This is a genomic window from Actinoallomurus acaciae (genome assembly GCF_042429965.1).
GTDB lineage: Bacteria > Actinomycetota > Actinomycetes > Streptosporangiales > Streptosporangiaceae > Actinoallomurus > Actinoallomurus acaciae.
In genome coordinates this window covers 1-1,296 of record NZ_JBHLZP010001044.1, presented here as the reverse complement: position 1 = coordinate 1,296, position 1,296 = coordinate 1, and the positions used below count along the sequence as shown (strand labels likewise).

At 72.5% G+C, this 1,296-nt stretch carries 2 protein-coding genes and 1 pseudogene; all 3 read right to left on the bottom strand.

Going from position 1 to position 1,296, the window contains the following annotated elements; all coding sequences use genetic code 11:
- Positions 1 to 185: 185 nt before the first annotated feature.
- Positions 186 to 740: a ferritin-like domain-containing protein gene (locus ACFFNX_RS50280; RefSeq protein ID WP_378213590.1), complete on the bottom strand. Its 555-nt coding sequence runs from the start codon at positions 738 to 740 to the stop codon at positions 186 to 188.
- A 75-nt stretch (positions 741 to 815) separates the two neighbouring features.
- On the bottom strand, positions 816 to 1,076 hold the full coding sequence (locus tag ACFFNX_RS50275) for a DUF6457 domain-containing protein (RefSeq protein ID WP_378213589.1): 261 nt from the start codon (positions 1,074 to 1,076) through the stop codon (positions 816 to 818).
- A pseudogene (locus ACFFNX_RS50270) lies at positions 1,069 to 1,296 on the bottom strand (NTP transferase domain-containing protein); the annotation flags it as partial. The pseudogene ACFFNX_RS50270 and the gene ACFFNX_RS50275, both read right to left, overlap by 8 nt.

Sequence of the window (1,296 nt, the reverse complement as noted above, 5' to 3'; positions counted from 1 at the left end):
CGCCCTCGCGGGCACCGGGCTCGACGCCCTCCTGCTCGCGTGGGCCCGTCCGGCCGCCCCGGCCCTGCCCCTCGCCGTCACGCTCACGGTCGTCCTCGTCCTCGCCCGGAACCGCTGATCGCCCGGTCCCGGGAACACCGAGGCCGCCGCCCCCGGAGGGAGCGGCGGCCCGTGCCGTGCGCCTGCTATGACCTCTGGTTCTCCAGGTCCTTCGGGAGGCGTTCGAGGAGGGACTTCAGGTCGTCCGCGTGGTCCTCCTCGTCGGCCAGCAGCTCCTCGAAGAGACGGCGGGTCGTGGGGTCGCCGTCGCCGATCCACTGGGCGATCTCGGTGTAGGAGGCGATCGCGATGCGCTCGGCGATCAGATCCTCCTTGATCATCTCGACGAGGTTCTCGCTCCCGTCGTACTGGGTGTGGGACCGCTCCGACAGGCGCGCCGGGTCGAAGTCCGGGGAGCCGCCCAGCTGGGCGATCCGCTCGGCCAGCCGATCGGCGTGCCGCTGCTCGTCGGCCGCGTGCTCGAGGAACTCGGCCGCCACCGGCTCGGAGTGGATGCCGCTCGCCGTGTAGTAGTGCCGCTTGTAGCGCAGCACGCAGACGATCTCGCTGGCCAGCGCCTCGTTGCAGACCCCGATGACCCGCTGGAGGTCGGCGCCGTACGCGTCGGTGACCGCGCCCTTCTCGATCTCGTCCCTCGCCCGCTTGCGGATCGTATCGATATCGGTCAGAAAGTCGGCCATGCCCGCCTCCGGATCGTCGTTCCTGTCTCAGCCCCTCTACCTCGTCATCGCGCGATTACACACCCGCGTCCGTGGCTAATCGGACGAAGACGGCGCGGATCCGGGGCCGGACCGGCCGGGCCAGCTCTCGGCCATCTCGGTGAGGCGGGCGGCGGCGTCGCGTACGGGAGCGCCGCGGCCGACGGCGAGACCCATGAGGTAGGCGGTCAGCGGGGCGGCGGGCCGCGCGACGCCGTGGGCGACGTCGCGGGCCACGTCGAGGATCAGGTCGCGATGCACGTCGGCCGGGTCGATCCCGAGCTCGGCGCACGCCGCTCGGATCCACTCGTCAAGCACGGTTCTCTCCGATCATCCGGGACGCCGCCGCGATGTCCGACGGTGTGTCGCAGTCGTACCAGGGCGACTCGCCCTCCGGCGCCCGTACGAGACGGGGCGCCAGGGGATCCATCAGACCGCGCAGCGACGCCGAGCGGTAGGCGGCGAGGGCCCCGGCCAGGTCCGCGGTCCGCCAGATGCCGGCGAGCCACTGCGGGTGGCCGTCCGCGTCGACCAGCAC

Excerpts from the sequence above, each read along its gene's own strand:
- ACFFNX_RS50280 (WP_378213590.1), bottom strand. The coding sequence starts at position 740 with ATGGCCGACTTTCTGACCGATATCGATACGATCCGCAAGCGGGCGAGG.